The following is a 22,527-nucleotide window of genomic DNA, read 5'->3' as shown; positions in this document are numbered from 1 at the left end:
GGGCTCCTGTCGTCTGTGCGAGGCAGGGGTGTGCCTTCGGGCGACGGTGGCCGGGCTGTGGACTGTGGTGTCCACGGTAGACCGCGTCCTTGGAGGGGAAGGAACGGTCGCATTTCGGGGATGTGACGGTTGTCCGGAGAGACGTGTTCTTTATGAACGCAATGCCTGTCGTCGCGTCGCGGTCGGCCCGTGACCGCGCGGCCGGGTTCCGGCTACGCCCGTGCGGTCAAGAGCCGCTCCGCGTCGGCAACAGCCCCGCCCAGCACGTCGGGCTCCGGACGCAACCGTACGAAGATCTCGTCGACGCCCCGCAACCCGGCCCGCTCCAGCAACCGCTTCTCGTTCGTCACCCACTCGCCTCGCCCCGCGAGAACGCCGTGTCCGGCCTGCACGGCGGCCGTGGCGATGGCGCCGGCCACCTCCGTGAGCCGGCCCGCCGGGACGTGGTTGGCCTCGGCGTACCCGAGGGTGGCGAGGGCGGTGCCGCGCCAGCGTTCGGCGGCGGAGGCCCGCAGCTTCGCCGAATAGGCGGCAGGGCGCGGGAGCTCGCCGCGCAGTACGCGGTTGATCGCCAGTTCCGCCACGACCAGATAGCTCGGAATCCCCGCCAGATGGAACAGCAGCGGCTCCACCCGGAAGCGCCCCTCCTCCGCCTCCGCCAACTCGTGCTCCACCACGTCGAGATCGCGATAGTGCACGTCCACGCGCCGCTCGTCGATCGACAGCCACGCACCCCCGTTGAACACGCCACCGCCCCAGCCTCCGACCTCGGAGACCTCGCCCTCCCAGCCGAGGGCGCGCAGGTCGGCGGGGTCGAACGGGCCCCGGTAGTAGACGGCCAAGTCCCAGTCGCTGTCGGGCTTGTGGGTGCCCTGGGCCCGGGAGCCGCCGAGGGCGACCGCCTGGACGGTGGGGAGAGCAGCGAGGAGGTCGGCGACGACGTCCAGGAAGGCGGGGTCAGGGTGGGAAGGCATGGCCGCAGCGTAGGGAGCTGTGCTCCGTATCTCCACGGGATTGATGGTGTGCGCGCCTCCCCCAGGCTCTCGCCGCCACCTCGGACGGCGATTGTCAGTGGGGTCCGCTTCAATGGAAGTTGTCATCACAGAGCGTCACGAGGAGCCACGGGCGAGGGGCTGTCGGGCGGCGGCACGGGGGGTAGCGATGGTGGATCGCTGGACGCACGAGGAGGACGGGCGGCGGTACGTCTCGTTGGCCGGGCTGCGCGTGCGGGGGTGGACCGGCGGGTTGGTGCACCGGCTGCTCGGGGCGCCGGACCGGCTCAGTGTCGACCCGCGGGTCAGGGGCGCGCCGCAGGTCCGGCTGTACCGCCTGGAACGGGTCGACGCGGCCGAGCGGATCGAGGAGCGTCAGCAGTCCGGTGGGCAGCCGTGGGACGTCGCGCGGCCGTGGGTGGGGAGTCGCCGGGGCCTGCCGCCGGGAAATTCGGATGCGGGCGCGTCCGGAGGCCCGGATGATCGGCAAGTTGCCGGCGACCGACCCAGGAGCGTCATGATCCAGCGCGTCACCTCTCCCGCCCTGTTCCCACCGCCCACCTACTCCCACGCCTCCGTCGTCGAGGCCGGGACGAAGCTCGCCTTTCTGGCCGGGTCGGTGCCCCTCGATGCCGAGGGGGAGTTGGTCGGCGCGGGAGATCCGGTGCGGCAGGCCGAGCAGGTGATCGTGAATCTCGGTGAACAACTCCGGGCTGTCGGGAGCGGCTTGCAACACGTACTGGCGACCGACGTGTATGTCGTGAGCAGCGAACCCGCGGTGCTCTCAGCCGTCTGGGAGGTCGTCGAGGCGTCCGGGCTGAGTGCCGGTCCGCATGCGTCGACCCTCCTCGGAGTGGCCTGCCTCGGATACACCGGGCAGCTGGTGGAGATCACAGCGACTGCTGCGGTTCCGGACACGATTGCGGTTTCGGACAAGAAGGAGGACGTACGCCTGTGAGGAGCTCAGAAGCCGCCGTCGGCCTGCGTCGTGCCGCCGCCCCGGACGCGGCCTCCGCGGCCGACGTCTGGCTGCGTTCCTTCGCCGCCGCTCTGCCGACGGTCGTCAGGCCTCACTCCGACGACGAGGTCCGCGCCTATTTCCGGGAGGTCGTGGTGCCGCTGCGCGAGACCTGGGTCGCCGAGGCGGCGGACAGGGTCGGGACCGTGGGGGTGTTGGTGCTCGACGGCAACGTGCTGTCCCAGCTCTACCTCGACCCCGACTGGCGTGGACGCGGCATCGGTGACCGTTTCCTGGCTCTCGCCAAGGAGCGCAGCCCGGCGGGGCTGAGCCTGTGGACCTTCCAGGTCAACAAACCCGCCCACCGGTTCTACGAGCGACACGGCTTCGTCGCCGTCGAGTTCACGGACGGCGCAGGGAACGAGGAGCGCGAGCCGGATGTGCGGTACGAGTGGCGTCCGTGAACGGCACCTTCTGTCGCGCTCGTCAGGGTCACCTTGTCGGCCGCCCCCACGTCCGCCTCTTCGGCACCGGTTTCGCGTAGCTTCCCGCCCGGCTCGTCGTCAGCCCCAGCGTGACCAGCGACTCCGCCAGTTTCACCGCCGCCGCGACCCCGTCGACCACCGGGAGCCCGAGCTTGTCCCGCACCGTGCGCTGCAATCCCGTCATTCCGGCACAGCCCAGCACCAGGACCTCCGCGCCGGCCCGGTGCACCTGCTCGGCGGCCACGAGGAAGGCCGCTTCGGTGCGCTCCGGATCCCCGTCCCCGAGGTCGAGGACGCTGAGCCCCGTACCGACGACGGCCGCGCAGTTGCGGCCCACGCCCGCGAGCTCCAGGCTGTCCTCGATCTGGCCGCACGACCGTTCCAGCGTGGTGAGGACCCCGTACCTGCGTCCCAGCAGGCAGGCCAGATGGGCGGCGGCCTCGGTGATGTCGACGACCGGCACGTCCACCAGCTCGCGCACGCCTTCCCGCCCGTGCTCCCCGAAGCCGGCCATCACCACGGCGTCGTACGGCGGACCGTCGTATGTGCGCAGCAGGTCGATGACCGCCGCGGCCGAGAGGTAGCTGTCGAGCCAGCCCTCCGCGGACTCGGGGCCCCAGGCGGGGGTCAGCCCGGTCACGGTGGTGCCCGGGCCTGCCGCGGCCCGGGCACCTCGTACGATCTCCTCGGTCATCTCCTGCGTGGTGTTGCAGTTGGTGACGACGACTCGCACGTTTCTCAGACCTCCAGGGGCTTGTGGGCCATGGCCCTGGCGTCGGCGGCGCGCTCGGTGCGGCACAGTGCCACGTACAGTCCGGCGGCCAGCGCCGTGCCGATGAACCAGGAGTACGGGGCGACGTCGCTGAACGTCTTCACCAGTGCGAGCACCGCCGCGACCGCCGCCGAGGGCAGGAACGCCCACAGTGCCTTGGGGTTGACGCCCTTGCGGTAGTGGTAGCGGGAGCCGGGCTGTGCGTTGAACAGCTCGTCGATGTCGACCCGGCCGCGCTTGACCCAGTAGTAGTCGACCATGATCACGCCGAACAGCGGGCCGAGGAAGGCGCCGAGACCGCCGAGGAAGTAGTTGACGACCGTGGGGTTGGAGAAGAGGTTCCAGGGGGTCACCAGCAGCGCCACCACCGTGCTGATCATGCCGCCGACCTTGAAGGTGATCTTCTGCGGCCAGACGTTGGCCAGGTCGTACGCCGGTGAGACGAAGTTGGCGACGATGTTGACGCCCATCGTGGCGATGGCGAACGTCAACGCGCCCAGCACCAGTACCCAGGTGTTCCCGATCTCGGCGACGAGGTAGGCGGGGTCGGTGATCTCCTTGCCGAACACCTCGTACGCGCCGGCCGTGACGATGACCGACACGATCACGAAGGCCGTCGAGTTGACCGGCAGGCCCCAGAAGTTGCCGCGCCGGACCGTCTTGTAGTCGGGTGCGAAGCGGGAGAAGTCGCAGAAGTTGAGCATCAGGGTGCCGTAGGTGGCGAGGACCAGGCCGACCGCGCCGAACCACTGGCGCCACTGCTCGCCGACGGAGACCGGGTGCGGGGTACTGGTGAGCGAGATGGTCCAGCCTGCCTTCGCCAGGATCCAGACCGCCAGCGCGATCATCACGACCCAGATGGCCGGGCCGCAGAAGTCCTGGAACTTCCGGATGGATTCCATGCCCTGGCTCATGATCGCCGCCTGGACCAGCCACAGCGCCACGAACGACACCCAGCCGAGCGCGTCGAGTCCGAGGAACGAGTTGTGCGTCCAGGACTCCAGGCCGGGCCACGCCGCCAGCAGCATCACGTTGACGGCGACGGAGGCGAGGTAGGTCTGGATGCCGTACCACATGATGGCGATGACCGCCCTGATCAGGGCGGGGATGTTGGCGCCCCAGACGCCGAAGGCGATCCGGCTGACGACCGGGAAGGGGACGCCGGTGCGCTGCCCGATGCGGCCCATCATGTTCATCCCGACGTAGATGATCACGAAGCCGACGAGCAGGGACGTGAAGACCTGCCAGACGTTCATGCCGAGGAAGAGCAGACCGGCGGCGAACGTGTAGTTGCCGAGGTTGTGGACGTCGGACATCCACAGGGCGAAGAGGTCGAAGACCTTCCAGTTGCGCTTGCCGGCGGGCGCGAGGTCTTCGTTGGTGAGCCGGGGGTCGGGGACGAACGCTGTGGTGCCGGTGACTTCGGCACGGTCGGCGAGGGACACGGGGCCTCCATGAGGAGCCGGGGGACGGAGGAGGACTGCTTTCCGGTCGCTTGTTCCGGTCGCTTGCGGGTTTGGTATACCAAACTGCGGTCATGGTCCTCCCGTCAACCGTTCCGACCGATGTCACCCTCGTTAACGCTCCGTAAAAGACCCCCGGAGTCGGCGAGGATGGACCCATGAGCTCCACGACGAAGATCGAACCCCTCGGCGCGGTGCGCGAGCGCGTCCTCGCCACGCTGCGGCAGGAGATCATCGCGGGCGGCCTCCGCCCGGGCGACCGGCTCGTGGAGCGCGAGCTGGCCGAGCGCTTCGGCGTCTCCCGGGTGCCGGTCCGCGAGGCGATCCGAGCCCTGGTCACCGAGGGGTTCGTCCACTTCGAGACCCCGCGCCGCGCGGTCGTACGCCGCCTCACCCCGAACGACGTCAAGGAGCTCTTCGAACTGCGCGAGGCGCTGGAGGTCTACGCCGCCGGGCTCGCCGCGGCCCGTGCGACTCCCGACGACCTCGCCGAGGTCCAGGCGCTCCTCGACCTCGCGGCCGCCGCGACCGAGGCGGGCGACGCCGAGGCCATCACCGACGTCAACAGCCGCCTCCACGACCGCCTCGTGGCGATGGCGGACAACAGTCTGCTGATCAACGCCCTGGAACCGGTCGCCGGCCGCCTGCGCTGGATGACCCGACGGAACGAGGAGTGGCCCCAACTCCTCGTGGAGCACCGCGAGTTGTACGAGGCCATCGCCTCCGGCGACCCGGAGCGGGCACGAGCGCACGCGCTCGCCCACGTGCGGACCAACTACCACTCGACGATGCGGCAGTTGTTCGAGGACACGTCGGAACTCCACTAGCGGGCCGTGTACTGGTCGTCAGGGCGGCACGGGGACCGGTTCCCGGCGGCCGGGTCCAACAGCCGCCGGCCGTATGCCGTGCGACAGAAACCGCCCCCGCCCCACGGCGTTCACGCGCCCCTGATCCTCCTAAGACCCTGCCCGCAGCCCCGCCGCCTCCGCCGCTGTGCGCAGCACGTCCCGCAGCATCACGGGCGTGAGCCGGCCGGTGAAGGTGTTGCGCTGGCTGACGTGGAAGCAGCCGAAGAGTTCGAGGCCGTCGAGTGACACGTGGGTGCCGTGGGCGAAGGGCGGGCGTGGCCGGGGCACCCGCCAGCCCGCCTCCGTGAACGCGGGCAGCGCGGCCTGCCAGCCGAAGGCGCCGAGTACGACCACGGCCCGCAGCGTCGGCCGCAGCAGGTTCAGCTCCTGGAGCAGCCAGGGCCGGCAGGTGTCCCGCTCCTCGGGGGTGGGTTTGTTGGCGGGCGGGGCGCAGTGCACCGGCGCGGTGACGCGCACGCCGTGCAGTTCCAGGCCGTCGTCGGCCGAGACCGAGGTGGGCTGCGAGGCGAGCCCCACGTCGTACAGCGCCTCGTACAGGACGTCCCCGGAGCGGTCGCCGGTGAACATCCGGCCCGTGCGGTTGCCGCCGTGCGCGGCCGGGGCGAGGCCGACGATCAGCAGACGGGCGTCCGGCGGACCGAAGCCGGGTACCGGCCGGCCCCAGTACGTCCAGTCGGCGAACGCGGCGCGCTTGGTGCGGGCCACCTCCTCGCGCCACTCGACCAGCCGCGGACAGGCCCGACAGCCCGCGATCCGCTCGTCAAGGCCGGCGAGGCCGTCAAGCCCGACGCGACCCGCGTGACCGGAGAGCCCGCTGATGTCCATCCCTCCACCGTACGGAACGGTACTGAACCGTGGGCAAGCCCCGCCCTCGGCAGCCGACCGGACCCCGAACCCCGGTGTCGGCCGGCCGGGAAAACCCATCCGACCCGCCCGGCGCAGGGCACTAAAGTCGGGGGCATGGCTGCTGAGCACAGGGACCACGACAGGACGGACCGGACGAACAAGGCCGACGGTTCCGCCGGGTCCGGCCGGTCCGGCGCGGGCGGGCCCCACACCGAAGACGTGGCGGGCCAGAAGCCCGGCCCGACGGACGCGGAACCCAAGGGCGCGGCCCCCGACGACACGGACCCCAAGATCGCCGCCGCGGTGGCCGCCGCCGAGGCGGCCGGTCCGCAGAGCGGCGAGACCGTGCGCCTCGACAGCTGGGTCTGGTCGGTCCGGCTGGTCAAGACGCGTTCGATGGCAGCCACCGCCTGCCGGGGCGGGCACATCCGGGTGAACGGCGAGCGCGTGAAGCCCGCGTACTCCGTGAAGGTCGGCGACGAAGTGCGCGTACGCCAGGAGGGCTGGGAGCGGGTCGTCTTCGTCAAGCGTCTGATCCGCAAGCGCGTCGGAGCCCCCGTGGCCGCCCAGTGCTACATCGACAACAGCCCTCCGCCCCCGCCCCGCGAGGCCATCGCCCCCGCCGGCATCCGCGACCGCGGCACGGGCCGCCCGACCAAGCGTGACCGCCGTGAGCTGGAACGCCTGCGCGGACTGCTGGGAGACCCCCCGGAGGACCACTGACCTTCAGGGGGACCACTGCCCCCACCGACAGGCCGGTGACGGCAGTGGCGCCCGGGGCGGAGAACCGACCCGGACACCACCACCGTCACCGGCGCGGCACACACCCTCACGCCTGTCGCCGCACCCGCACCAGCCGCAGCAGCTGCTCGTTGTGACCACGCCGGGCCCAGGCGATGAGGGCGAGCGGCACGATCAGGATGAGTGGTGTCGCCGCGTTCTCCCCGTCGAAGTACGTGAGCGTGACGACGAACGCCCCCGCCATCAGCCCGCTCAGCGCCACGGCCGCCACCGACTGCAGCACCGGGATCAACAGCGCGACCCCGCCGGCCAGTTCGAGGACGCCGATGGCGTACATCCCCGCGCTGCCCCACCCCATCTCGTCGAAGGCCTCGGCGGCCGAGGGGTGCGCGATCAGCTTGGGGAGCGCGCTCGCGATCACGTAGAAGAGGGCGAGGAACACCTGCAGGCCACGCAGAGCGATCCGGGCACGGCGGCCGCGAGGGGTCGCGGACTCGGCGAGGACGGGACGCGACGCACTGCCGGAAGCAGCGGCGGAGGCAGAAGTGGCGGCGGTGGCGGGGGCGGTGGTCTCGGACATCGGGGTCTCCTGTGTGAAGCGGTCCGTGGTGTTTTCACAGAGGTAGACCGGCCCTCGCCCCAAAACTCATCGCTCGCAGGCGACTTGTGCCTCCCTATGCCTGGGCCACCGGTACCGCCCGTACCCAGATCCCGTCGTCCGTCAGATAGCTGTCCACCTCCAGACCGGCCTGCGCCAGCGCCTCCTCGAACTGCTCCTTCGTCAGGGGCCGGGCCAGGAACGCCTGGGTCCATGTCGCGTCCGGGAACTCGTACTCCGCACGCACCGAGTTCACGCCGTCCCCGACCGGTTCCGAGGACGCGATGCGCAGCGTGAAGCCGCTGGGGTCGACCCGCTCGCGCGGCACGTTGGTGTGGTAGTCCTCGCCCTCACGCTGGAGCAGCACGCAGCCGTCCTTCGCGACGTGCCGCGCGCAGGTGCGCAGCAGCGCCTGCCGCACCTCGGGGTCGCCGGTGTGCACGAGGAACGACGCGAGCATCACCACGTCGAATCGCTCGTCCAGGTCGAGGTCCTCGATCGTGCTGCGTATCGTGCGGGCTCCGCGGACGCGCTCCAGCATCTCCGCGGACTCGTCGACCGCCGTGACCGTGAATCCCCGCTCCAGCAGCGGGTGGGTCATGCGCCCCACGCCGCAGCCCAGTTCCAGGATGCGCGCTCCCGCCGGCACGGCAGCACTGACGACGTCCGGCGCGTCCCCCACCGGCAGCCGCGAGTAGAGCTCGACCGCACAGCCGTCCGGGGTGATGGCCCCCGGTCCCGTCCCCTGATGTCCCGCTCGCATGTTCAGCTCCATGCCCGTCCAACGGGCCGCGTCCGTACGCCCGTTCCCATCCGACATGGGTTCACCCGTTCGAGCTACAGCGGGATCCAGCCGTGGCCGATGTACCAGTGGCGCCCGGCCCGCAGATGATCCCCCACCGCTCGTTCCACCGCGGTACGCCGCGGCAGCGCGTCCGCTGCTAGCTCCGGATCCCCGAACACGAACCGCACCGGCTCGGTGTCCGCAGGTTCCGTGTCCTCGCGGGCGACCCGGAAGCGTTCCTGGAACCGGACGATGTTGGAGTCGGCCGCCAGGTACCGCTTCAACTGCGGGTCCAGCAGCCAGGAGTGACAGAGCGCGGCCCGGTACTTCTCCTCGGGGAAGTACCGGGCGAAGAACTCACCGGCCAGCGCCAGCGAGCGATCACAGGCTGCCGGTGACAGCGGGCCGAGGAAGTCGGGGATGTGGAGGTTCAGACAGGGCGTTCCGGGGGCCACGTCCAGCCCGGCCGACGCGAGCGCCCGCCCGGTCCGCTCGCCGTGCCTGGCCCGCTCGAACTGCAGCCGGCCCAGCTGGTACAGCTCGCCGCGGAAGTGACGGGTGAGCCACCGCGGGTCCTGCACACCCGTGATGCCGTAGCGCCTGCGGTGCACGGTCATGCATCGCCCGAGGTCGGCGAGGGTGCGGCGGGAGACATCGGCCGGGATACCGCGCTCGCGGTGGTACGCACGGGTGTGCGGCAGCGCCGCCACGAACACGTACACGGGGAAACACCGCTGCAGGGGGCCCGACGCCCAGTCGAGGTCGAACAGGTCGACCGCCCCGCGGGCCTCCCCCGGCCCCCGGACCAGCTCCTCGACCGACGCCTCCAGCAGTCGCAGCAGCTCCGGGTCGTCCGTGACCCGTCGGCCCATGCGTACGAGTTCGTTGATGTCATGGTGCGGTACGGCGAGGTCCAGCAGCACCTCGGCCAGCTCATCGGCATCCGGAAGCACGTTGCCCCCTCGGTTCGGGCCCCTTTGTGGACGTCCGCCACGAAGGGTACGTTGCAAAGAGGAGTAGTGATCCGGATGCGTACTGGCAGTGAACCGAGGACAGCGCGCAGTGCGCTGCGGTTCCGTTTCTGGCTGACCGTGTGGGGACTGGTGTGGGCCGTCTTCGGCACCGTCGCCTTCGCGCTCGCCGGGCGAACCGGGTGGGCGATCGCCTGCGGTGTGCTGTGGCTGGTGATCACCGTCGACCTGGCGGTGATCCTCCGGCACATGCGACAGGGCCCGCACTACCAGCCGGGCCCCGACATCCCGCCCTACCGGCCGCCGGACGACCGCCCGTCCTAGAACGCCGGCACCGGGCCACGCCGCGGACCACCCTCGACCGACCGAACCGACCGCCGGCCTGGGCCGGTGGCCTTCACGACTCGAAGCGGGCCGCTTGCAGGTACTGCGGGTTCGGGTCCAGCGCGGCCGCGAGGCGGAAGTGGCGCCTGGCCTGGTCGGGCCGCGCCAGGCGCTCATAGGTCCGGGCGAGCGCGAAGTGCGCGAACGCGTTGTCCGGCTCACGCTCCAGGACGATGGTGAACTCCAGCTCGGCGGGACGCAGTTGGGCGGCCGCGAAGAAGGCACGGGCGCGCAGCAGCCGGGCGGCGGTGTTCTCCGGGTGTACGGCGATGACCGAGTCGAGCAGTTTCACCGCGCCCCGGGGGTCCCGTGCGGCGAGCAGTTGCTCGGCGGCACGGAAGTCGATGACGTGCGTCTCCGGAGTACGTCCGGTGGAACCGCTGGTCTCGGGCACGGCACAGTCCTTCCCTCACTCGAAGGGTTCAACGCCCGCACGGGGGCCGCTATTCCTGAGGCGGCTGGGGCTCGGCGCCGCGCGCGGCCGTTCTGCGCACGAGATCCGCCCATACGTCCCGCACGCGACGCTCCAGCTCCGGCAGCGGTACGTCGTTGTCGATGACGACGTCCGCGATCTCCAAGCGCTGCTCGCGCGTCGCCTGGGCGGCCATGCGCGCGCGTGCGTCCGCCTCGGTCATTCCACGCAGCCTGACGAGCCGGTCGAGCTGGGTCTCGGGGTCGACGTCGACGACGACCACGACGTCGTACAGCGGGGCGAGGCCGTTCTCCGTGAGGAGCGGGACGTCATGGACGACGACGGCGTCATCGGCGGCGGCGGCGGACTCGAGCTCGTGGGAGCGGGCGCCGACCAGGGGGTGCACGATCGCGTTGAGGACGGCGAGCTTCTCGGGGTCGGCGAAGACGATCGACCCCAGCTTGGGCCGGTCCAGGGCGCCGTCGGGAGTGAGCACCTCCTCGCCGAAGGCCTTGACGACCGCGGCGAGCCCGGAGGTCCCCGGCGCGACGACCTCGCGCGCGATCCGGTCGGCGTCGACCAGCACGGCACCGCACGCGACGAGGAGCCGCGACACCTCACTCTTACCGGCACCGATGCCGCCGGTCAGGCCCACCTTCAGCATGAGCCGAAGCTTAGGGCCTGCCACCGACAACGCTCCCGGCGGGAGCCACGACGGGCCTCAGCCCTCGCCCTCCCGCTCCGCCAGGAACCGTTCGAACTCGAGGCCGATCTCGTCCGCCGACGGGATGTCGACCGGCTCGGCGAGCATGTTGCCGCGGCTCTCGGCGCCCGCGGCGGCGTCGTACTGGTGCTCCAGGCCCTGGACGAGGGCGACGAGGTCCTCGTCCCCCTCCTGGATCTGGCGGTCGATCTCGGTCTGCGTGCGGTGGGCGTCCGTGCGCAGGGCGTGCGCGATGCCGGGCAGGACCAGCCCGGTCGCGGCCGTGATGGCCTCCAGGACGGTCAGCGCCGCGTCCGGATACGGGGAGCGGGCGATGTAGTGCGGCACGTGCGCCGCGACGCCCAGGACGTCGTGTCCGGCCTCCATGAGGCGGTACTCGACCAGGGCCTCGGCGCTGCCGGGCACCTGGGCCTCGTCGAAGGGGCTGCGGTGGCCCGGGACGAGGTCGTTGCGGTTGCCGTGCGGGGTGAGGCCCACGGGGCGGGTGTGCGGGACGCCCATGGGGATGCCGTGGAAGTTCACGGACAGGCGCACGCCGAGGCGCTCCACGATCTGCTGGACGGCCGCGGCGAAGCGTTCCCACTCCACGTCCGGCTCGGGGCCGGACAGCAGCAGGAAGGGCGCTCCGGTGGCGTCCTGGACGAGGCGCACCTCGATGGTGGGCTCCTCGTACTCGACCCAGCGGTCGCGCTTGAACGTCAGCAACGGGCGGCGGGCACGGTAGTCCACCAGCCGGTCGTGGTCGAAGCGGGCGACGACCTGGTGCGGCAGCGAGTCGAGGAGCCGGTCGGCGATCTGGTCGCCGGTCTCACCCGCGTCGATGTATCCGTCGAAGTGGTAGAGCATGACAAGACCGGCCGACTCCTGGGCGAGCGCCATGTCGACCACGGCGAGGCCCTTCGGCTCCCATGCGTACAAACCCTGCGGATCAAGCACTGTGACCGCTCCTCCTCGTGTTCGTACTGCACAACACGGTGCAGAGCGTGGGCATTCCCGCTCACGCCCCTGATCAGGCACCTCTGACGGCCTTTTCCTGCACCGCGGCACGGTGTCACCGGATGTGCGGTCAGCGGAGCCACGACGACAAGCACGCGCGCGTGGAGGGCGGTTGCGGCCTTGCGCGCGAAGGTGAACACGCCCGTCAGGCGTCGGTGGACACACCAAGGGCCCGTACCCCACGGGGGGTACGGGCCCTTGGTTTCAAGAGCTACTGCTCAGTGATGCGTGATCAGCTCTGGCCGCCGGCCAGCTTCTCGCGCAGAGCGGCAAGCGCCTCGTCCGAGGCCAGCGCGCCGGAGTTGTCCGGGCCCTCGGAGGAGTACGAACCGCCACCGCCACCGCCGCCGCCACCGGACGCGGCCGGAGCGGCAGCTTCGCCACCCTCGGCAGCAGCTGCAGCGTCGGCCTCGCGGGACTTGATGACCTGAGCCTGGTGCTGCTCGAAGCGCGTCTGCGCCTCGGCGTACTGGTGCTCCCAGGCCTCGCGCTGGGTCTCGTACCCCTCGAGCCAGTCGTTGGTCTCGGGGTCGAAGCCCTCGGGGTAGATGTAGTTGCCCTGGTCGTCGTACGACGCGGCCATGCCGTACAGCGTCGGGTCGAACTCGACCGAGGCCGGGTCGGAACCGAAGGACTCGTTGGCCTGCTTGAGGGACAGCGAGATCCGGCGACGCTCGAGGTCGATGTCGATGACCTTGACGAAGATCTCGTCGTTGACCTGGACGACCTGCTCCGGGATCTCCACGTGGCGCTCGGCCAGCTCGGAGATGTGGACCAGACCCTCGATGCCCTCGTCCACGCGGACGAACGCACCGAACGGAACCAGCTTCGTGACCTTGCCGGGCACGACCTGGCCGATCTGGTGGGTCCGGGCGAACTGCTGCCACGGGTCTTCCTGCGTCGCCTTCAGCGACAGGGAGACACGCTCGCGGTCCATGTCGACGTCGAGGACCTCGACGGTGACTTCCTGGCCGACCTCGACAACCTCGGAGGGGTGGTCGATGTGCTTCCAGGAGAGCTCCGAGACGTGCACCAGGCCGTCGACGCCACCCAGGTCCACGAAGGCACCGAAGTTGACGATCGAGGAGACGACGCCGGAACGGACCTGACCCTTCTGCAGGGTGGTGAGGAACGTCTGGCGGACCTCGGACTGGGTCTGCTCCAGCCAGGCACGGCGGGACAGGACCACGTTGTTGCGGTTCTTGTCCAGCTCGATGATCTTGGCCTCGAGCTCCTTGCCCACGTAGGGCTGGAGGTCGCGGACACGGCGCATCTCGACGAGGGAAGCCGGCAGGAAGCCACGGAGGCCGATGTCGAGGATGAGACCACCCTTGACGACCTCGATGACGGTACCGGTGACGATGCCGTCCTCTTCCTTGATCTTCTCGATGGTGCCCCAGGCGCGCTCGTACTGGGCGCGCTTCTTCGAGAGGATCAGGCGGCCTTCCTTGTCCTCCTTCTGGAGAACAAGGGCTTCGATCTCGTCACCGACGGCGACGACCTCGTTGGGGTCGACGTCGTGCTTGATCGAGAGCTCGCGGCTCGGGATGACACCTTCGGTCTTGTAACCGATGTCGAGCAGGACCTCGTCCCGGTCGACCTTCACGATGACGCCGTCGACGATGTCGCCGTCGTTGAAGTACTTGATCGTCTCGTCGATCGCGGCGAGGAAAGCTTCCTCGTTACCGATGTCGTTGACCGCTACCTGCGGAGTGGTAGAGGTGGTCTCGGTGCTGCTCGTCATGTGGGAAAGGGCTCCGGTACGGACAGTGAGTCGTAGGTACTGCTTACGCCGGGAGCCCGTTTCGCTCTGAAGAAGCCGGACAGCCAAGGAAGCGCCACACAAAACCACTGGTGGCGCCTCGACAACCGAGGGGACATACAACAGATGCGAGCGCGACCTGCTACGTCTGAGGTGCGCAGGCCCGCAGCGCAACTTGTAGCATACGGGGGCAGCCGGACAGGGTCAATGCGCGAAGCCGCACACCCGGGGCGGATCGCCGCATACCCGGCACAAAACCTGTCTCACGAGGCCACGCGGGCCCGATGAGGTCCCCTGCGTGCCGTCCGCCGCGACAGGTCGGACGGAAGAGGCCGCACACTAATACGAGGGAGCCGATCATCCAAGAGCCCGAAGCGTCCGAGCCCGAGGCCACCCGCCGCACCGCCGGTGTCACGGAGAGTTCCCGCGCCAACCGGGGCTGGTGGGACCGCAACGCGGACGAGTACCAGATCGAGCACGGCACCTTCCTCGGTGACGACCGCTTCGTGTGGAGTCCCGAGGGCCTGGACGAGGTGGAGGCCGAGCTGCTGGGCCCGCCCGAGGAGCTGAAGGGCAAGGACGTCCTGGAGATCGGCGCCGGCGCGGCCCAGTGCGCGCGGTGGCTGACCGCGCAGGGCGCCCGCCCGGTCGCCCTGGACCTCTCCCACCGCCAGCTCCAGCACGCGCTGCGCATCGGCGCGCCGTTCCCCCTGGTCTGCGCCGACGCGGGCGCGCTCCCCTTCGCGGACCGCTCCTTCGACCTGGCCTGCTCGGCGTACGGCGCGCTGCCCTTCGTCGCCGACCCGGTGCTGGTCCTGAAGGAGGTCCGCCGGGTGCTGCGGCCCGGCGGCCGCTTCGTGTTCTCGGTGACGCACCCGATCCGCTGGGCGTTCCCGGACGAGCCGGGCCCGGAGGGGTTGGCGGTCTCCGCCTCCTACTTCGACCGCACGCCGTACGTCGAGCAGGACGACGACGGCAGCGCGGTGTACGTCGAGCACCACCGGACGATCGGCGACCGGGTGCGCGACGTGGTGGCCGGGGGCTTTCGCCTGGTGGACCTGGTCGAGCCGGAGTGGCCGTCCTGGAACACCGCCGAGTGGGGCGGCTGGTCCCCGCTGCGCGGGAACCTGATCCCGGGTACGGCGATCTTCGTGTGCGAGCGGGACTGAACAACTGCGAACAGGTCTGGAAAGAGGAACGCACGCGCGCGGGGGGGGGCGTCTCGCGGGCGTACGACACTGGGGGCGTGATCCGTTACGACGCTCTGGACGCCCTCCCCGTACGCGGTGCCCTGCCCGGCCTGAACGACGCCCTGGCCGGCCACGGCACCGCCGTGCTCGTCGCGCCGCCCGGCACCGGCAAGACGACCCTGGTGCCGCTTGTCCTGGCCGGTCTGCTGGGTGAGGGGCCGGCGCGGCGGGTGGTCGTGGCCGAACCACGGCGGATCGCGGCGCGGGCGGCGGCCCGGCGGATGGCATGGCTGCTGGGCGAGAAGGTCGGCGAGAGCGTCGGCTTCACCGTGCGCGGCGAGCGGCTCGTGGGGCGGCGCGCACGCGTGGAGGTCGTCACGACCGGTGTGCTGTTGCAGCGGTTGCAGCGCGACCCGGAGCTGGCCGGGGTCGACGTGGTGGTGCTCGACGAGTGCCACGAGCGGCATCTGGACGCGGACACGGTGGCGGCGTTCCTGTGGGACGTACGCGAGACGCTGCGGCCTGAGCTGCGGCTGGTGGCCGCGTCCGCGACGACCGACGCGCAGGGCTGGGCGCGGCTGCTGGGCGGGGCGCCGGTCATCGAGGCGGCGGGGACGTCGTATCCGGTGGAGGTGGTGTGGGTGCCGCCGGTGCGTCCCGTACGGCCGTCGCACGGCATGCGTGTCGACCCCGCGCTGCTGACGCACGTGGCGTCGGTGGTGCGGCGGGCGCTGGCCGAGCGGGCAGGGGACGTGCTGTGTTTCCTGCCGGGCGTCGGCGAGATCGCCCGGGTCGCCGGGCAGCTGGGCGATCTCGGTGGGGTGGACGTGCTCCAGGTCCACGGGCGGGCGCCCGCGGCCGTGCAGGACGCGGTGCTGGTCCCCGCCGGGCGGCGCCGGGTGGTGCTCGCGACCTCCGTGGCCGAGTCCTCGCTGACGGTTCCCGGGGTGCGGGTCGTCGTCGACTCCGGGCTGGCGCGGGAGCCGCGGGTCGACCACGCGCGCGGGCTGAGCGCGCTGACGACGGCACGGGCCTCGCAGGCCGCCGGGCGGCAGCGGGCCGGGCGGGCCGGGCGTGAGGCGCCGGGTGCGGTGTACCGGTGCTGGGCGGAGGCCGAGGACGCCCGTCTGCCGCGTTTCCCCTCGCCGGAGATCAAGGTGGCCGACCTGACGGCGTTCGCCTTGCAGGCGGCCTGCTGGGGCGATCCGGAGGCCGCCGGGCTGGCGCTGCTGGACCCACCGCCGGGTGGGGCGATGGCGGCGGCGCGGTCGGTGTTGACGGCCGTGGGAGCGGTCGACACGGCCGGCCGGGCCACGGAGCGGGGGGTGCGGCTGGCTCGGCTGGGCCTGCATCCCCGGCTGGGGCGGGCGCTGCTGGACTCGGCCGCGGTGGTGGGGGCGGAGCGGGCCGCCGAGGTGGTCGCGCTGCTGAGCGAGGAGCCGCCCCGGGAGTACGGGGACGACCTGGCGGCCGCTCTGCGGGCCGCCCGGCGCGGCGGTGACCCCTATGCCGGGCGGTGGCGTGCGGAGGTCCGGCGACTGCGGGCCCTCGCCACGGAGACTTCCCGGCCGCCCACCCGTGACGCGGGTGCGTCGGCGTACGCCGGTGAGGACGGTCTCGTCGGCCTCGTCGCCGCGCTCGCCTTCCCCGAGCGGGTCGCCAAGGCCGACGGCGGTTCCTACCTCATGGTGTCCGGAACCCGTGCCGAGGTCGGCGACGGCACCGGCCTGCGCGGTGCCCCCTGGATCGCCGTCGCCGTCGCCGACCGGCCCGTCGGCAAGGGGCACGCACGCGTGCGGCTCGGGGCGGTGGTGGACGAGAACGTCGCCCGGCGGGCTGCGGGGACGCTGGCGCAGACGCGGGACGAGGTCCACTGGGCCGACGGTGACGTCGTCGCCCGCCGGGTGGAGCGGCTGGGGGCCGTCGAGGTGGCGGTGCGCCCCCTCAAGAACGCCGACGCCGCTCTCGTACGGGAGGCGCTCCTTGAAGGGCTGCGCCAAGAGGGGTTCGGGTTGCTGCGGTGGTCGGCCGAGGCCGTCGCACTGCGGCAGCGGCTCGCCTTCGTGCGCCTGCACCTCGGGGAGCCGTGGCCCGACGTCCGCGACGACGCGCTCCACGCGCGCGTGGACGAGTGGCTGGAGCCCGAGCTCGGGCGGGCCCGCCGACGTGCCGATCTCGCGCGGATCGATGCCGGGCAGGGGCTCAACCGGCTGCTTCCCTGGGCCACGGGTCAGGCCGGGCGGCTGGACGAGCTTGCGCCCGAGCGGATCGCCGTACCCAGCGGGTCCCGGATCAGGATCGACTACACCCATCCCGAACAGCCCGTACTGGCCGTGAAGTTGCAGGAGATGTTCGGCCTGCAGGAGTCGCCGTCGGTGGCGGGCGTCCCCCTCCTCGTCCATCTCCTGTCCCCCGCCGGGCGGCCCGCCGCCGTCACCGCCGACCTCGCGTCCTTCTGGAAGGACGGCTACAAGGGCGTACGGGCGGAGCTGCGCGGCCGGTATCCGAAGCATCCGTGGCCGGAGGATCCGGCCGGCGCGCAGCCGACGCGGTACACCAACGCGCGGCTCAGGCGGTGACCGGTTCCGGTTCCGTGGCGTCCGTCGCGGCCGGGTCGTCCGGGCGGCGGCCGCGGGCCTCCAGGTAGAGGGACAGGGACAGCAGCGCGATACCCAGCGCCAGGAAGCCCCAGGGCAGGTACGACGTCAGGAGCAGGATCAGCGTGCGGTTGGACTTGACCAGGTCGACGGTGTGCTCGATGTAGTCCTCGCGCATCTTCACGTGGCCGGCGAACGCCGTCACCTTCTCGCGGCCGCCGAGGAGGCTGCCGCCGCGCAGTTCCTCCCGGTGGATCTCCTCGCCGTAGACGGGGGCGCCGGTGAGGGGCTCGACCCAGAACTTGCGGACCGTGGTGTACCAGCGGGTGGTGCCGGTCTCGGCGACCGACTCGGGGGTGATGCCCTCGACGGGCAGGGTCTTGGGGAAGGGCACCTTGGTCCAGGGGATGGTCTGCTCGAAGTAGTAGACCTCGACGCCCCGGAAGTCCTGGGTGCCCTTGTAGTGGATGGGGGCCGTGATGCGCGCCTGCGCGTCGAAGTACTCGTAGTCCCGTTTCTCCGTCAGGAAGGGCCACTTGAACTCGAGGCCCTTGCGGGTGACCGGGTCGCCGTCGACCGACTCGCCCCTGGCGTGGACGGGCTCCTGGGTGTGGGCGTCGAAGATGTAGCGCTCGGGCATCTTGGAGACCATCTTGCCGTCGGGGCCCTGGACGTAGGACAGGCCGTCCCAGACCACGACGTCCCCGCCCGTCGTCTTCTCGATCTCCTCGGAGGCCTCCACGTTGCCCTTGAGGGTCTGGACGACGGTGACCTTGGGGACCTTCTTCGCCTTCATCGAGCCGTAGTCGAGGAGGGTGGCGTCCTTCGCCTCCAGCACCATGTCCTGGTACTGGTGGGCGGGGACCTTGGCCAGGCGCGGGAAGGCGTACCAGCGCAGCAGTGGGGACAGGGCCGTGAGGAACACGGCGAGGGCGAGCAGGACGAGACTGGATTTGCGGCGCATCTCGGTCTCCCTCGCGAGTCGTTACGGGTGTGCGGGCACCGTCGTCAACAGCGGCTTCGGGGACGTCTCGCCCGTCGGCGCGCCCATGGCCGTCACGGTGAGGACCAGGGCGAGTGCGACGGCGAGACCGGTCGCGGCGGCGATCAGGGCGCGCATGCCTGCCTCCGGAACTGGAACTGATACATCGTCAGGTCCGGCACCGTAGCAACGGGCGGCCGAGATGAGAACACGTTGCACACACAACGACGGCGCCCCTCCGCCGGGAGGGACGCCGTCGTGGTCGTACGAAGGTCTCCTACGCGGAGGGGCTCGCCGACGGGCTCGGCGAGGACGTCTGGGCCGCCGCGACGGTCAGCTGGACGTTGATCGCCGCACCACCGGCCGTGGTGATGCGGAGCATGTACGTGCCGGCGTTGTCGTCGGCGTACAGCTTCGGCAGCTTCAACACGCCGTTGGCGTCCGTCTCCAGGCCGGTCAGGGTGCGTACGGTCTTGCCGTCCGCGTCCTTGAAGTAGGGGCCCTTGTCGTTCTCGGTCGGGTCGAGCGCCGACGTGATCAGGGTGGCGGTGGCGGCCACCTTGTCCGCGACCTCGCCGTTGTACGTCGCCTTCACCTCGACCTGCTCGGCGAACTCGCCGCCCGGTACGCAGGTCAGCGCGGTGTCGCTGGTGCGGGTGAGGGCGTCGGCGGCGCGCTCGGCGACGGTGGCCTTGTAGTCGAGGCCGGTGATCGAGCGGCCCACCACGGTCGCCCGGACGGTGAAGTCGCCCGTCTTCTCGCCGGCCTGCAACGCGGGCGCGACGGCCACACCGGTGCTGTTCGTGACGACCGTGGCGACGCTCTCGCCGCCGGTGAAGGTCGCGTCGGTGGCACCGACGATCGTGAACCGTACGCGGACCTTGGCGACGGCCGCGCCGGCCTTCGTCTCGGCCCGGGTGCTGACCTTCTCGGTGAACGCGTCGCCCGCCTGCGCGGTGAGCTTGGCGGTGCCCGCGTCCTCCAGGTGGTCCACCGTGTCGGTGGGAGTGGGGGGCGTGGACGGAGGCGTGGTGTTCGGCGGGGTCGTCGGGGGCGGCGTCGGGTTCGGAGTGCCGGTGCCGGGCTTCTCCGGCCTGGGGCTGGGCTTGCCCGAGGCCGGCGGCGACGGCGGCGGCGTGGGACTCACCGTGTCGTTGTCGTCGCTGCGGTTGCCGGGCAGGCTGCCGGTGCCGTCCGGGATCTCGTGGGTGCCCTTGCGGTAGTACTCCAGCCACGACAGGACCGTGTTCAGGTACTCCTGCGAGTGGTTGTAGCTGAGGATCGCGCTGTTGAGGTCGGCCTGGGTGGACAGGTCCCAGCCGAAGCGGCACAGGTAGTGGCCGGCCGCGAGCGCGGCGTCGTAGATGTTGTTGGGGTCCTTCTTGCCGTCGCTGTTGCCGTCGCGGCCCGCCCACTCCCAGGTGGACGGGATGAACTGCATGGGGCCGACGGCCTGGTCGTACGCGCTGTTGCCGTCGTACGCGCCGTTGTCGGTGTCCTTGATGAGCGCGAAGCCGTTGCCGTCGAGCTGCGGGCCGAGGATCGCGGACGTCGTGGTGCCGTTCGCGTCGACCTTGCCGCCGCGGGCCTGGCCCGACTCGACCTTGCCGATGGCGGCGAGGAGCTCCCAGGGCAGGTTGCAGCCGGGCTTGGCCGACTGCAGTGCGGACGCGGCCTTCTTGTAGGCGTCGAGGACGGTCGCGGGGATGCCCGCCTCGGTCGGCCCCCGGGAGGCGGGCGTGCCGATGGTCGGCGAAGGGCTCGGGCTGTTGAGCGGGGGGAGGTCCGTGTAGTACGGCGAGTTGCCGGTCGCGCCGCCCTTGTCGGCGGTCACGTCGGGCGCGGTGTCGGCGCCGGTGGTGGCCGGTCTGCCGCTCTGGTCGTCGGCCGTCGCACCCGGTCCCTGCGATGCGGACAGGGCCGCGACCGCGAGCGCGGCCACGGCGGTGGTTGCCGCACTCTTGCGCAGCCTCCTGCCGAATTGCGCCGCCATAAAGTGAACCCCTCCCGCGGACGCCCGAGCGCCCGTCTGTGTCTGTCGTGCTCGACTGCGTTCGACCTGTTGTGACGATCGACTCGCCCCGAGGGTTGCCCCCTGCGGCGAGGTTCATGTCCCGTTCGGCTGTCCGACCACGCTCCCCAGCCCGGCGACCCAAGCGACCCTACGACAACTTCCTTTCCTCGGGCACCCGTTCGTGCCCGATTTTCACCGGTTGGCCATGTGGGATCGTGTCGTGATCGGTCAATCGCCTTGAAGGAGCCCCGTTGCCGTTCACCCTGAGCCATGCGGCAGCCGTGCTGCCCGCCGTGCGCACCGACGGAAGCGGCCGGGGCCGACTGGTGCCCGCCGCACTCGTGGCGGGCTCCTTCGCGCCCGACATGACCTACTACGCGGCGAGTGTCGTGCCAGGGGCCATGGAGTTCGGCGAGTTCACGCACTCCTTCGCCGGAGTCCTCACGCTCGACGTGCTGGTGGCCTGGGCGCTCGTCGGGCTGTGGCTGCTGGTGCGCGAACCGCTGGTGGCGCTGCTGCCGCCGGCCCGGCAGGGGCGGGTCGCGACGCTGTCGCGCTGCGGGACACCACGCGCGCGAGTACGGCCCGCTTCGGCGGCGTGGTGGTACGTGTCCGCCGCGCTCGGTGCGCTGACCCACGTCGTGTGGGACGCGTTCACCCACCTCGACCGGTGGGGGATGCGGATGTTCCCCGTCCTCGGCGAGAAGGTGGCGGGCTCCCCTTTGTACTGGTACCTGCAGTACGGCGGCTCCGCGGTGGCCGCGGTCGTGATCGCCGTGTTCGTCGGGTACGCGCTGCGGCGGGCGCCCGCGGCCGACCCGGTGGGCGTTCCGGCGCTGTCGGTGCGGGACCGGTGGTGGGCCGGCGCCGTGATCGGCGGGTGCGCGGCGGTCGGGGCGGTGCAGCGGGCGACGCGATGGTGGGACTACTGGGGGTCCACCGCGAAACCGTGGGAGCTGATTCCGACGCTCTGCTTCGGGGCGGGCGCGGGCCTGGTCCTGGGGGTTGTGCTGTACGCCGCCGGGGTCAGGGTGTGGCGTCCGACCCGCCGGTCCGACGCTGTGGGAGTGGGCGAGGGAGAGCGGAGCGGTCAGGCCGCTCGCTGACGGCGGTGAACACCGTGAACGTGGGCATCTGGCGGGACCGTGGCAGCAGGGTGAGGGCCAGCGCCAGGTAGCCGCGGCCCGGATCCGCCCACAGCCGCCAGACGGGCGCCTCGCGTTCCTGCCGTACGGCGTTCCGCTCGCGGCGGACCGGACGGCGCCGGGTGCCTGCGGCGGCGTGACGCACCGCTGTCGCGAGGCCGGCGGCGATGCGGGCACTGCCGGCGGCCATGGCCCGGCGAAGAGGTGCCGCCAGGCCGTCGGGGACGGCGGCGGTCACCCGGCCCAGGACGGTCGGCGGGGCGCCGGGGATCCGGGCGGTGCTTGCGGCGACCGCGAAGGCCGGGACCGGCCGCGGGGGCGGTGCAGGCGGGGCCGTCTCGGGGTGCGCCCGTGCGTGGGCCGTCCGGCGGCGAAGCGTGCGTATACCCATGGCCGCATCCTTACGGGCACGGGCACCGGGGAGCGTCTTCGCGGGGGCCACGCGAGTGACGGGGCCCTCCGGGGGTGGGGCGGGGTTGTGCGGGCCGAGCGGCTCCCTGAACCGGCCTGGCCCGGCGCTGAGCATCCCCGCCCGGCCTGACCCGCGCTGGGCACTCCCCGAACCGGCCGCCAATGGCGCCGAGCGCTCCGCGGCGGGCCTGGCCCTGACGGAGTCCTCCCAGACCCAGCGCACGCCGGAGCCGAGCCCCGTACGGCGGAGGGCCTGCCGTCCGGGGCGAGGCCCCGTACGGCACAAGACCCGTCGTCCGGAACCAGGCCCCGAACAGCACAAGACCCGTCGTCCGGAACCAGGCCCCGAACAGCAACAAGACCCGTCGTCCGGAACCAGGCCCCGAACAGCACAAGACCCGTCGTCCGGAACCAGGCCCCGAACAGCACAA

The 22,527-nt window shown here is 71.5% G+C and carries 23 protein-coding genes; 8 read left to right on the top strand and 15 right to left on the bottom strand.

Translation table 11 applies throughout. From position 1 onward, the window contains the following. Nucleotides 1–212 precede the first annotated feature (212 nt). A complete protein-coding gene (locus tag KUM49_RS05975) occupies nucleotides 213–974 on the bottom strand; it encodes a nucleotidyltransferase domain-containing protein (RefSeq protein WP_217235639.1) in 762 nt (253 codons plus the stop codon). Nucleotides 975–1,509: 535 nt separating this feature from the next. Here KUM49_RS05975 and KUM49_RS05970 point away from each other — a divergent pair. Then, a complete protein-coding gene (locus KUM49_RS05970) occupies nucleotides 1,510–1,950 on the top strand; it encodes a RidA family protein (protein ID WP_217235864.1) in 441 nt (146 codons plus the stop codon). Then, nucleotides 1,947–2,414: a GNAT family N-acetyltransferase gene (locus KUM49_RS05965; RefSeq protein WP_308406555.1), complete on the top strand. Its 468-nt coding sequence runs from the start codon at nucleotides 1,947–1,949 to the stop codon at nucleotides 2,412–2,414. The genes KUM49_RS05970 and KUM49_RS05965 overlap by 4 nt, the downstream gene beginning before the upstream one ends. A gap of 28 nt (nucleotides 2,415–2,442) precedes the next feature. On the opposite strand, the gene KUM49_RS05960 is transcribed toward KUM49_RS05965, so the two are convergent. Beyond that, entirely contained in the window at nucleotides 2,443–3,168 is a 726-nt protein-coding gene (locus KUM49_RS05960; RefSeq protein ID WP_217235638.1) for an aspartate/glutamate racemase family protein, read from the bottom strand. A 5-nt stretch (nucleotides 3,169–3,173) separates the two neighbouring features. Further along, the gene (locus KUM49_RS05955) at nucleotides 3,174–4,652 is read right to left on the bottom strand and encodes an NCS1 family nucleobase:cation symporter-1 (RefSeq protein WP_217235637.1); all 1,479 of its coding nucleotides are present in this window, start codon (nucleotides 4,650–4,652) and stop codon (nucleotides 3,174–3,176) included. Between the two features lie 176 nt (nucleotides 4,653–4,828). Between KUM49_RS05955 and KUM49_RS05950 the strand changes: the two genes are divergently transcribed. After that, nucleotides 4,829–5,497 carry a GntR family transcriptional regulator gene (locus KUM49_RS05950; protein WP_217235636.1) on the top strand — a complete coding sequence of 223 codons (669 nt, stop codon included), beginning with the start codon at nucleotides 4,829–4,831 and terminating at the stop codon, nucleotides 5,495–5,497. Between the two features lie 129 nt (nucleotides 5,498–5,626). Here the strand turns inward: KUM49_RS05950 and KUM49_RS05945 are convergent, their stop codons facing one another. Further along, entirely contained in the window at nucleotides 5,627–6,364 is a 738-nt protein-coding gene (locus tag KUM49_RS05945; RefSeq protein WP_217235635.1) for a uracil-DNA glycosylase, read from the bottom strand. Between the two features lie 135 nt (nucleotides 6,365–6,499). Between KUM49_RS05945 and KUM49_RS05940 the strand changes: the two genes are divergently transcribed. After that, entirely contained in the window at nucleotides 6,500–7,108 is a 609-nt protein-coding gene (locus tag KUM49_RS05940; RefSeq protein WP_217235634.1) for an RNA-binding S4 domain-containing protein, read from the top strand. Between the two features lie 106 nt (nucleotides 7,109–7,214). Here KUM49_RS05940 and KUM49_RS05935 read toward each other — a convergent pair whose 3' ends face one another. From KUM49_RS05935 to KUM49_RS05925, 3 genes are all read right to left on the bottom strand, one after another. Continuing rightward, complete coding sequence (locus KUM49_RS05935) at nucleotides 7,215–7,706, bottom strand: DoxX family protein (RefSeq protein ID WP_217235633.1); 492 nt, start codon at nucleotides 7,704–7,706, stop codon at nucleotides 7,215–7,217. A 94-nt stretch (nucleotides 7,707–7,800) separates the two neighbouring features. Continuing rightward, nucleotides 7,801–8,487, bottom strand: a complete 687-nt coding sequence (locus tag KUM49_RS05930) for a bifunctional 2-polyprenyl-6-hydroxyphenol methylase/3-demethylubiquinol 3-O-methyltransferase UbiG (RefSeq protein ID WP_217235863.1) — start codon at nucleotides 8,485–8,487, stop codon at nucleotides 7,801–7,803. A gap of 74 nt (nucleotides 8,488–8,561) precedes the next feature. Beyond that, a complete protein-coding gene (locus tag KUM49_RS05925) occupies nucleotides 8,562–9,461 on the bottom strand; it encodes an acyltransferase domain-containing protein (protein WP_217235632.1) in 900 nt (299 codons plus the stop codon). A gap of 75 nt (nucleotides 9,462–9,536) precedes the next feature. On the opposite strand from KUM49_RS05925, the gene KUM49_RS05920 reads away from it, so the two are divergent. Beyond that, nucleotides 9,537–9,803: a DUF6343 family protein gene (locus tag KUM49_RS05920; protein WP_217235631.1), complete on the top strand. Its 267-nt coding sequence runs from the start codon at nucleotides 9,537–9,539 to the stop codon at nucleotides 9,801–9,803. Nucleotides 9,804–9,876: 73 nt separating this feature from the next. On the opposite strand, the gene KUM49_RS05915 is transcribed toward KUM49_RS05920, so the two are convergent. From KUM49_RS05915 to rpsA, 4 genes are all read right to left on the bottom strand, one after another. Further along, on the bottom strand, nucleotides 9,877–10,257 hold the full coding sequence (locus tag KUM49_RS05915; RefSeq protein ID WP_217235630.1) for a tetratricopeptide repeat protein: 381 nt from the start codon (nucleotides 10,255–10,257) through the stop codon (nucleotides 9,877–9,879). A gap of 49 nt (nucleotides 10,258–10,306) precedes the next feature. Continuing rightward, entirely contained in the window at nucleotides 10,307–10,939 is a 633-nt protein-coding gene (gene coaE, locus KUM49_RS05910; protein WP_217235629.1) for a dephospho-CoA kinase, read from the bottom strand. Between the two features lie 57 nt (nucleotides 10,940–10,996). Then, nucleotides 10,997–11,935: a PAC2 family protein gene (locus KUM49_RS05905; RefSeq protein ID WP_217235628.1), complete on the bottom strand. Its 939-nt coding sequence runs from the start codon at nucleotides 11,933–11,935 to the stop codon at nucleotides 10,997–10,999. 292 nt (nucleotides 11,936–12,227) lie between these two features. Next, entirely contained in the window at nucleotides 12,228–13,739 is a 1,512-nt protein-coding gene (rpsA, locus tag KUM49_RS05900) for a 30S ribosomal protein S1 (protein WP_217235627.1), read from the bottom strand. Between the two features lie 302 nt (nucleotides 13,740–14,041). Here rpsA and KUM49_RS05895 point away from each other — a divergent pair, with 302 nt between their 5' ends. Both KUM49_RS05895 and hrpB read left to right on the top strand, forming a co-directional pair. Beyond that, nucleotides 14,042–14,926, top strand: a complete 885-nt coding sequence (locus tag KUM49_RS05895) for a class I SAM-dependent methyltransferase (protein ID WP_217235626.1) — start codon at nucleotides 14,042–14,044, stop codon at nucleotides 14,924–14,926. Between the two features lie 77 nt (nucleotides 14,927–15,003). Continuing rightward, entirely contained in the window at nucleotides 15,004–17,526 is a 2,523-nt protein-coding gene (gene hrpB, locus KUM49_RS05890) for an ATP-dependent helicase HrpB (protein ID WP_217235625.1), read from the top strand. Here the strand turns inward: hrpB and KUM49_RS05885 are convergent. The 3 genes from KUM49_RS05885 to KUM49_RS05875 form a co-directional block, all read right to left on the bottom strand. After that, nucleotides 17,516–18,508: a DUF3068 domain-containing protein gene (locus tag KUM49_RS05885; protein WP_217235624.1), complete on the bottom strand. Its 993-nt coding sequence runs from the start codon at nucleotides 18,506–18,508 to the stop codon at nucleotides 17,516–17,518. The two genes, hrpB and KUM49_RS05885, sit on opposite strands and share 11 nt — an antisense overlap. 21 nt (nucleotides 18,509–18,529) lie before the next feature. Next, a complete protein-coding gene (locus KUM49_RS05880) occupies nucleotides 18,530–18,664 on the bottom strand; it encodes an SPW_0924 family protein (RefSeq protein WP_217235623.1) in 135 nt (44 codons plus the stop codon). A gap of 139 nt (nucleotides 18,665–18,803) precedes the next feature. Continuing rightward, the gene (locus KUM49_RS05875; protein WP_217235622.1) at nucleotides 18,804–20,519 is read right to left on the bottom strand and encodes a lytic transglycosylase domain-containing protein; all 1,716 of its coding nucleotides are present in this window, start codon (nucleotides 20,517–20,519) and stop codon (nucleotides 18,804–18,806) included. 272 nt (nucleotides 20,520–20,791) lie between these two features. Between KUM49_RS05875 and KUM49_RS05870 the strand changes: the two genes are divergently transcribed. After that, nucleotides 20,792–21,646 carry a DUF4184 family protein gene (locus KUM49_RS05870; protein ID WP_217235621.1) on the top strand — a complete coding sequence of 285 codons (855 nt, stop codon included), beginning with the start codon at nucleotides 20,792–20,794 and terminating at the stop codon, nucleotides 21,644–21,646. Here the strand turns inward: KUM49_RS05870 and KUM49_RS05865 are convergent. After that, nucleotides 21,567–22,076 (bottom strand): hypothetical protein, encoded by a 510-nt coding sequence (locus KUM49_RS05865; RefSeq protein ID WP_217235620.1) that lies wholly within the window; start codon nucleotides 22,074–22,076, stop codon nucleotides 21,567–21,569. The genes KUM49_RS05870 and KUM49_RS05865 overlap by 80 nt on opposite strands. Nucleotides 22,077–22,527: the final 451 nt, after the last annotated feature.

It is taken from the genome of Streptomyces sp. AC555_RSS877 (assembly GCF_019049245.1).
Lineage (GTDB): Bacteria > Actinomycetota > Actinomycetes > Streptomycetales > Streptomycetaceae > Streptomyces.
Note: the sequence above shows the minus strand (reverse complement) of the source record. Positions and strands in the feature narration are given on the sequence as shown.

What these genes read in the sequence shown, in the direction of transcription:
- KUM49_RS05975 (WP_217235639.1), bottom strand. Translation starts at nt 974, where the DNA reads ATGCCTTCCCACCCTGACCCCGCCTTCCTGGACGTCGTCGCCGACCTC.
- KUM49_RS05970 (WP_217235864.1), top strand. Translation starts at nt 1,510, where the DNA reads ATGATCCAGCGCGTCACCTCTCCCGCCCTGTTCCCACCGCCCACCTAC.
- KUM49_RS05950 (WP_217235636.1), top strand. Translation starts at nt 4,829, where the DNA reads ATGAGCTCCACGACGAAGATCGAACCCCTCGGCGCGGTGCGCGAGCGC.
- KUM49_RS05945 (WP_217235635.1), bottom strand. Translation starts at nt 6,364, where the DNA reads ATGGACATCAGCGGGCTCTCCGGTCACGCGGGTCGCGTCGGGCTTGAC.
- KUM49_RS05940 (WP_217235634.1), top strand. Translation starts at nt 6,500, where the DNA reads ATGGCTGCTGAGCACAGGGACCACGACAGGACGGACCGGACGAACAAG.
- KUM49_RS05935 (WP_217235633.1), bottom strand. Translation starts at nt 7,706, where the DNA reads ATGTCCGAGACCACCGCCCCCGCCACCGCCGCCACTTCTGCCTCCGCC.
- KUM49_RS05930 (WP_217235863.1), bottom strand. Translation starts at nt 8,487, where the DNA reads ATGCGAGCGGGACATCAGGGGACGGGACCGGGGGCCATCACCCCGGAC.
- KUM49_RS05920 (WP_217235631.1), top strand. Translation starts at nt 9,537, where the DNA reads ATGCGTACTGGCAGTGAACCGAGGACAGCGCGCAGTGCGCTGCGGTTC.
- coaE (WP_217235629.1), bottom strand. Translation starts at nt 10,939, where the DNA reads ATGCTGAAGGTGGGCCTGACCGGCGGCATCGGTGCCGGTAAGAGTGAG.
- rpsA (WP_217235627.1), bottom strand. Translation starts at nt 13,739, where the DNA reads ATGACGAGCAGCACCGAGACCACCTCTACCACTCCGCAGGTAGCGGTC.
- KUM49_RS05895 (WP_217235626.1), top strand. Translation starts at nt 14,042, where the DNA reads ATGAGGTCCCCTGCGTGCCGTCCGCCGCGACAGGTCGGACGGAAGAGG.
- KUM49_RS05885 (WP_217235624.1), bottom strand. Translation starts at nt 18,508, where the DNA reads ATGCGCCGCAAATCCAGTCTCGTCCTGCTCGCCCTCGCCGTGTTCCTC.
- KUM49_RS05880 (WP_217235623.1), bottom strand. Translation starts at nt 18,664, where the DNA reads ATGCGCGCCCTGATCGCCGCCGCGACCGGTCTCGCCGTCGCACTCGCC.
- KUM49_RS05875 (WP_217235622.1), bottom strand. Translation starts at nt 20,519, where the DNA reads ATGGCGGCGCAATTCGGCAGGAGGCTGCGCAAGAGTGCGGCAACCACC.
- KUM49_RS05865 (WP_217235620.1), bottom strand. Translation starts at nt 22,076, where the DNA reads ATGGGTATACGCACGCTTCGCCGCCGGACGGCCCACGCACGGGCGCAC.